This is a genomic window from Bradyrhizobium sp. (assembly GCF_036735945.1).
Taxonomy (GTDB): Bacteria; Pseudomonadota; Alphaproteobacteria; order Rhizobiales; family Xanthobacteraceae; genus Bradyrhizobium.
On sequence record NZ_DAINNI010000002.1, the window covers coordinates 152,340 to 159,323 of the forward strand.

Consider the following 6,984-nt stretch of genomic DNA (forward strand, 5'->3'; position numbering starts at 1 on the left):
TCATCCCATCAGCTTCTGTTGCAGGAAGTCGCGCACCAGCGCCGGCTCGACGTCATTGGCGACCACCGCGCGGCCGATGGCCTGCAGCAGGATGAAGGTCAGCCTGCCGCGCTTGACCTTCTTGTCCTGGGCCATCAGCGCCATCAGCGCGTCGGCATCGGCCAGGCCTTCCTGGGCGAAGCCCGCGATGTCCCGCAGATGGGTCGGTAGCCCGACCGAAGCGAGGTGGCGCTCGACGCGCGCGGCGTCGTCCGCGGAGATCATGCCGAGCCTGGCGGAGAACTCCGCCGCCAGCACCATGCCGATGGCGACGCCCTCGCCGTGGAACAGGCGATCGGAAAAGCCGGTCGCGGCTTCCAGCGCATGGCCGAAGGTGTGGCCGAGATTGAGCAGCGCGCGCTCGCCGTTCTCGCGCTCGTCGCGGGAGACGATCGCGGCCTTGGCGCGGCAGGAGGTTGCGATCGCATGCTCGCGCGCCGCGCCGCCTGCGAAGAGGTCGGTATGATTGGCTTCCAGCCAGTTGAAGAAGGCCTCGTCGCCGAGCACGCCGTATTTCGCCACTTCGGCGTAGCCGGCGCGGAACTGGCGCTGCGACAGCGTGTCGAGCACGGAGGTATCGGCGATCACCAGCACCGGCTGATGAAACGCGCCGAGCAGGTTCTTACCCTGCGGCGAGTTGATGCCGGTCTTGCCGCCGACCGAGGAATCGACCTGCGCCAGCAGCGAGGTCGGTACCTGCACGAAATCGACGCCGCGGCGCAGGATCGCGGCCGCGAAGCCGGCGAGATCGCCGACCACGCCGCCGCCGAGCGCGATCACCAGATCGTTGCGCTCGATCTTGGCCGCGATCAGCGCCTCCGAGACCTTTTCCAGGCCGGCATAGGTCTTCGATATCTCGCCTTCCTCGACGATGACGCGCGAGGTCGGGATGGAGGCCGCAGCTAGCGAACGCTCGGCTGGCTCCAGCCAGTGCTTCGCCACGGTGCGGTCGGTGACGATGGCGGTCCGCACACCCGGGCGCAGCGCGGCCACGCGGGATCCGAGTTGCTCCAGCGCGCCGCGGCCGATCACGATGTCATAGGCGCGATCGCCGAGCGCAACGTCGACGGTAATGTCGGCGGAATGTTTCAAGGGCGCGGTCATGGCGTAACGCTGATCCCGTCGGTGGCCGGCTGGTTGGAAGGGCTGCTGGCGCACAGAAGGGCGCGCAGGGCATCGAGACTTTCTTCGACGATGCGATCATGCGGCACGTCGCGTGAAGCAACGGTCAGGTCGGCGGTCCGGTAGACCGGCTCGCGCACTTCGAGCAGGCGGGCGACGGTCGCGACCGGGTCTTCGGTCTGGAGCAGCGGCCGGTCGGCGCGGCGCCTGACGCGCTTCATGATCACGTCGATGTCGGCCTTGAGCCAGAGCGAGATCGCCTTGTCGCGGATCCGGTTCCGCGTCTCCTCGCGCATGAAGGCGCCGCCGCCGGTGGCGATCACCGCCGGTCCGCCATCGAGCAGCCGCGCGATCACCCGCGCCTCGCCGTCCCGGAAATAGGGCTCGCCGTGGGTGACAAAGATTTCCGGGATGGTCATGCCGGCATGGGCGACCTCGATCTCGACGTCGGCGTCAAAAAATCGCAGGCCGAGCCGCGCCGCCAGCCGCCGGCCGATGGTGGACTTGCCGGCCCCCATCATGCCGACCAGCACGATCGAACGCGTTCCCAGCGCCGACGTAATATCGGCCTCCTGGGTCGGGTTCGGCTGCGCCGGTGTGGCGGTCTCGGACATCAAAAGCTCTCGGACATCAAAAGCCCTGGGGTTTTGCGGGATTTGCCCCGCGCTGCGACAGCTATACTACCCCCATCGAGCCCCTTGCCAGAGACTCTTGCCACGGGGATGGGAACATGTTGGATGATTCAATTGGTTAATTTCGCGCCCTGAGCCCCCTATGCCCAGTTTGTTCCGCTTTCTGACTGTTGTCGGCATCATCGCCGGGGTGATTTATGGCGTCGTTTTCGCGCTGGCGAATTTCGTCACCCCGAAGCCCCGGGAAATGACGGTCACCATCTCCGCAGACAAGTTCCTCAAGAAATAGCCGCTATCGTCTGGTTGGTGAGAGTCCAACTCGGGGAGAGGCATCTCGTGCGCGCGGTGTCGGGGGCAATGCGTTCCAGCAAGACGGCCAAAGACGACAAGCTGATCAACCTGTTCCTCGACATGCTCGCGGCGGAACAGGGGGCTGGCATCAACACGCTCGACGCCTACCGGCGCGACCTCACGGATCTCACAGACTTTCTCGCCCGCCAGGGGCAAAGTTTTACGGGCGCCGAAACGGACATGCTGCGCGACTATCTGGCCGACCTCGATACCAGGGGCTTCAAATCCTCCAGCGTCGCGCGCCGCCTGTCGGCGATGCGGCATCTGTTCCGCTTCCTGCTCAACGAGCGTATCCGCGGCGACGATCCGGCCGCGATCCTGTCCGGTCCGAAACGCGGCCGCGGGCTGCCGAAGGTGCTGTCGATCGCAGATGTCGACCGCATGCTGACGCGGGCCAAGGAGCTGACGGAAGCCGCGAACGCCTCGCCGCAGCAGCGGCTGCGCGCGATGCGGCTCTACTGCTTGCTCGAAGTGCTGTACGCCACAGGCCTGCGCGTCTCCGAACTGGTGGCATTGCCGCTGTCGGCCGCACGGCGCGACGCCGCGATGATCATGGTGCGCGGCAAGGGCAACAAGGAGCGGCTGGTGCCGCTCAACGAGGCGTCGCGGCAGGCGATGGCGGATTATCTCGCCGCGATGGAAGCGCTCCGGCCCGACAAGAAGAAAAGCGTCACCACCTCGAAATGGCTGTTTCCCTCGTTCGGAGAGAGCGGCCATCTGACGCGGCAGCATTTTGCCCGCGACTTGAAAGAGCTCGCGACCGCATCGGGCCTGGCGCCGCGCCTGGTCTCGCCGCATGTGCTGCGCCACGCCTTCGCCAGCCACCTGCTGCATAACGGCGCCGACCTGCGCATCGTGCAGACGCTGCTCGGCCATACCGACATCTCGACCACGCAGATCTACACCCATGTGGTCGAGGAGCGGCTGAAGAGCCTGGTGCGTGACCTGCACCCGCTGGCGGAGAAGTAGGTCTCGTGCCCCGGATGCGGCGCAGCACGTAGTGATGCGCTGCTGCGCCGGGGCCCACATCCACGTGCAAATAGGTCCCGGCTCTGCGGGGCGGCACTTCGTGCCGCACCGCGTCCGGGACACGGAGATATCCACCTGCGCGCTTCATCCGCCTTGACTTCGGGCGCATCTCCCCCGAAACAGCCGTTTCCCGCTGCGGCCTTGCTTGGCGCGCTTTCGGAAAATCCGGGTCAGTCGGACCGAGACGCGCGCTAAATCATTGAAGATGCGTGCTTTCCTGTAACGAACCGAAAACAGCTTCGCCTGCGAGCGCGTTGTTACCTATATTGTGTTGATGCCGGATCAGATGCGCAGCTATCTCGACTTCGAAAAACCCGTCGCCGAACTTGAGGCCAAGCTCGATGAATTGCGCGCGCTGGCAGCGACCGGCAGCGACATCGGCGATGAGATCTCGCGGATCGAGGACAAGGCGCAGCAGGCGCTGTCCGACCTCTATGCCAATCTGACGCCCTGGCAGAAGACGCTGGTGGCGCGTCACCCGCAGCGGCCGCATTTCAGCGATTTCGTCGGCGCGCTGATCACCGAATTCACCCCGTTCGCCGGCGACCGCAAGTTCGCCGACGACGAGGCGCTGATGGGCGGCTTCGGCCGCTTCCGCGGCGAGCCGATCTGCGTGATCGGCCAGGAAAAGGGCGCCACCACCGACAGCCGCATCAAGCACAATTTCGGTATGGCCCGCCCCGAAGGCTACCGCAAGGCGGTGCGGCTGATGGAGATGGCGGACCGTTTCGGCATTCCCGTGCTGTCGCTGGTCGATTCGGCCGGCGCCTATCCCGGCATCGGTGCCGAGGAGCGCGGCGTGGCGGAAGCGATCGCGCGCTCGACCGACACCTGTCTCTCGCTCGGCGTGCCCAATGTCGCGATCATCACCGGCGAAGGCATGTCGGGCGGCGCCATCGCCATTACGACGGCGAACCGCGTGCTGATGCTGGAGCACGCGATCTACAGCGTGATCTCGCCGGAAGCCGCTTCCTCGATCCTGTGGCGTGACGGCACCAAGGCCCAGGAAGTCGCCACCAACATGAAGATCACGGCGCAGGACATGCTTCGCTTTGGCGTGATCGACCGGATCCTCAACGAGCCTCCGGGCGGCGCCCACCGCGACCCCGCCGCCATAATTGCGGCAACGGGCGACGCCATCGCGGAAGCGTTCAACGACTTCCGCAACCTCGACGCCGACGCCGTCCGCAAGCAGCGGCGGCAGAAATTCCTCGATATCGGCCGCAAACTCGGCTGATTTGCCGGCGCAGTGCCGGGGGCGGCTGTCCAATCACTAAGGATTCGTGAACGCCTTTATTTCGCCCGATCGCTCAATCGCGGCCCTAATTCGGCCCTTAGCGCGGTCTTTAAACTCTGTTGACCATGCCTGCCGCCGTTGACGCTGAACGGCTTCGTTCGGGTTGCGACGCAGGGTGGCAATGGCTAATATTTTAGCTGATGGCTTCAGGGTATGTTCGCTATGATTTGGGGTGCGAAGATGCCCGGTGGGTGTGGAGCTTAGCCCTTGATTAACCGCTCGCTGGTTCGCGCGCTTCTCACGTCGGCTGCCCTCGCGGGCGCGGGCGTATTGATGGCCGGCTGCAACGGCGACGAAATCTCGCTGGCCAACAACGCCAAGGCCAACCAGCCGGTGCCGCCGAAACTGATCGCCGACATGACGGCGAAGAACATGGACCTGCAGTCGCCGATCCTGGTGCGGCTGTTCAAGCAGGAAGCCGAACTCGAGATCTGGAAGCAGGACCGCACCGGCCGCTTCGCCTTGCTGAAGACCTATCCGATCTGCCGCTGGTCGGGCGATCTCGGTCCCAAGGTCCGCGAAGGCGACCGGCAGGCGCCGGAAGGCTTCTATTCGATCTCGCCGGCGCAGATGAACCCGCAGTCGGCCTACTACCTCTCCTTCAACACCGGCTATCCCAACGCCTTCGACAAGGCGCTCGGCCGCACCGGCTCGCAATTGATGGTGCATGGCGACTGCTCCTCGCGCGGCTGCTACGCGATGACCGACGAGCAGATCGCGGAGATCTATTCGCTCGGCCGCGAGTCTTTCTTCGGCGGCCAGAAGTCGTTCCAGTTGCAGGCCTATCCGTTCAAGATGACGCCGGTCAACATGGCCAAGCATCGCAACAATCCGAACATGCCGTTCTGGAAAATGATCAAGGAAGGCAATGATCATTTCGAGGTGACGAAGCAGGAGCCGAAGGTCGATTTCTGCGAAAAGAAATACGTGTTCGATGCCGCCAAGCCGCCGAACGCCACGCGCGACCTGATGTTCGACGCTTCGGCCAAGTGCCCGGCCTATGTGATCCCCGAGGAAGTCGCCGACGCGGTGCGCGACAAGCAGGCCACCGACCTCGCCGAGACGGCGCGGCTGGTTGCCAAGGGCACGCCGATGGCGCGGATCAATACCGGCATCGATGGCGGCATGAACAAGGTGTTCGCCGCGCGCGTGCCCGAGGGCAATACCGGCCTCTCCGAGGCGGGCGATGGGTCCTTCTCGCTGATGGCGCGCGCGCCCGGCACGATTCCCTCCCACGTCAATCCGCCGAAGGCGCCGTCCGAGAACCTGCTGATGGGTCCGCCGGAGGCGCCGAAGCTGGCCGCGGCGCCGGCTGCTACGCCTGCTCCCGCCCCTGCCGCAACGCCGACCCGGGTCGCCAACGCGGCACCGGCGGATAAGGACGAAGGCGGCGGCTTCTTCTCCAATCTCGCCCGCAAGGTCGGCCTCGGCGGCGCCGCCGACGCGACCGCCAGCACGCCGCCGTCAAAGCCGAAGGCACCCGAGGCCAAGCAGACATCGCGGCCCGAAGCGCCCAAGGCCGCCGCGCCGAAGCCGGAAGTCAAGCACGCCGCGAGCCGCCCGCCGCTGAAACCGTCCGTGTCGGATACCGCCGCCGCTACGCCGGCACCGGCTGCGAAGGATAATCACGTCTCCGGCTCCGCGCCGATCGTGTCGTCGAACTCGTTCGACAGCCGCTTCGGGGCGACGAAGTAGCGCGCGCAGCACTTCATCTTTGATGACATCACCGAGCCTTGACGGTTCTACCGTACCAGAATGCCGCTTCGCCGGCAGAACAATCGCGTCGAAGATTCCCGACGCAGCCTGATCTCTTCCGCGCAACCGGAACTTGATATAGCCTGACGGCAGCCGCGCGCGGGGAGTGCCGAAGACCCGCCAGATTATCAGCGGCATCATTGCCCACGGCGGGGCAAAAATCCTTTCTCCAGGTTTTGGGCCGGCTCGCTTTTCATCTGAGCCGGACGAGAGGCCAGCGCCTCAGCGATCAAATACGCCCCCAACAGGAGGACATCATGCATTTCAGTATGACCGGACAATACACGCCCAAAGCTCTCAACGCGATCCTGGAAAATCCCAAGACCAATCGTTACGAAGCGGCCAAGAAGCTTGTCGAAGCCGCCGGCGGCAAACTGGTTTCCATGTACAGCACCGCTACCAACGGGCCCGGCTTTATCGTGATCTTCGATGTGCCCGATCCCAGCGCGGCACCCGCGATATCAGGCACCGTGATTGCGAGCGGCGCCGTCCACAATGTGACCCTGACCCGCCTGTGGACGCCGGACGAAATCACGCAGGTTCGGCAAAAAGCGGCGCAGCTCAAGGGCGCGTACAGCCCGCCCGGCAGCTAAGCGAACGAGCGGTGACGGCTCGGGCAATCGCGCCTGCAGACCGTCCAGCGCGGGCATAAAAATGGTGGCAGGCGATGACCTGCCACCATTTTCGTTCTCCGAAAATCAAAACCTAACCCGACTTCGCGGATTCGCGCCCGAAAACGCGAATTTTGAGATTTTTTGT

Annotated in this window: 7 protein-coding genes; 5 read left to right on the top strand and 2 right to left on the bottom strand. The window is 64.9% G+C overall.

The features are described 5' to 3' along the window. Together aroB and V7E26_RS01625 are read right to left on the bottom strand one after the other, a co-directional pair. Positions 1-1,143, bottom strand: a complete 1,143-nt coding sequence (gene aroB / locus V7E26_RS01620; protein ID WP_324412752.1) for a 3-dehydroquinate synthase — start codon at positions 1,141-1,143, stop codon at positions 1-3. Next, a complete protein-coding gene (locus tag V7E26_RS01625; RefSeq protein WP_324412754.1) occupies positions 1,140-1,775 on the bottom strand; it encodes a shikimate kinase in 636 nt (211 codons plus the stop codon). The genes aroB and V7E26_RS01625 overlap by 4 nt, the downstream gene beginning before the upstream one ends. Before the next feature lie 160 nt (positions 1,776-1,935). Between V7E26_RS01625 and V7E26_RS01630 the strand changes: the two genes are divergently transcribed. The 5 genes from V7E26_RS01630 (at position 1,936) to V7E26_RS01650 (ending at position 6,818) form a co-directional block, all read left to right on the top strand. Next, positions 1,936-2,082 carry a histidine kinase gene (locus tag V7E26_RS01630; RefSeq protein WP_324412756.1) on the top strand — a complete coding sequence of 49 codons (147 nt, stop codon included), beginning with the start codon at positions 1,936-1,938 and terminating at the stop codon, positions 2,080-2,082. Between the two features lie 68 nt (positions 2,083-2,150). Continuing rightward, positions 2,151-3,113, top strand: a complete 963-nt coding sequence (xerD, locus tag V7E26_RS01635; RefSeq protein ID WP_324412759.1) for a site-specific tyrosine recombinase XerD — start codon at positions 2,151-2,153, stop codon at positions 3,111-3,113. A gap of 334 nt (positions 3,114-3,447) precedes the next feature. Next, positions 3,448-4,410 carry an acetyl-CoA carboxylase carboxyltransferase subunit alpha gene (locus V7E26_RS01640; protein WP_324412761.1) on the top strand — a complete coding sequence of 321 codons (963 nt, stop codon included), beginning with the start codon at positions 3,448-3,450 and terminating at the stop codon, positions 4,408-4,410. Positions 4,411-4,677: 267 nt separating this feature from the next. Continuing rightward, positions 4,678-6,165: a L,D-transpeptidase family protein gene (locus V7E26_RS01645; protein ID WP_324412763.1), complete on the top strand. Its 1,488-nt coding sequence runs from the start codon at positions 4,678-4,680 to the stop codon at positions 6,163-6,165. 317 nt (positions 6,166-6,482) lie between these two features. Continuing rightward, a complete protein-coding gene (locus tag V7E26_RS01650) occupies positions 6,483-6,818 on the top strand; it encodes a GYD domain-containing protein (RefSeq protein ID WP_324412765.1) in 336 nt (111 codons plus the stop codon). Positions 6,819-6,984 lie beyond the last annotated feature (166 nt).

Bases quoted from the DNA above. Each gene is read 5' to 3' on its own strand.
- aroB (WP_324412752.1), bottom strand. From the start codon at position 1,143: ATGACCGCGCCCTTGAAACATTCCGCCGACATTACCGTCGACGTTGCG.
- V7E26_RS01625 (WP_324412754.1), bottom strand. From the start codon at position 1,775: ATGTCCGAGACCGCCACACCGGCGCAGCCGAACCCGACCCAGGAGGCC.
- V7E26_RS01630 (WP_324412756.1), top strand. From the start codon at position 1,936: ATGCCCAGTTTGTTCCGCTTTCTGACTGTTGTCGGCATCATCGCCGGG.
- xerD (WP_324412759.1), top strand. From the start codon at position 2,151: ATGCGTTCCAGCAAGACGGCCAAAGACGACAAGCTGATCAACCTGTTC.
- V7E26_RS01640 (WP_324412761.1), top strand. From the start codon at position 3,448: ATGCCGGATCAGATGCGCAGCTATCTCGACTTCGAAAAACCCGTCGCC.
- V7E26_RS01650 (WP_324412765.1), top strand. From the start codon at position 6,483: ATGCATTTCAGTATGACCGGACAATACACGCCCAAAGCTCTCAACGCG.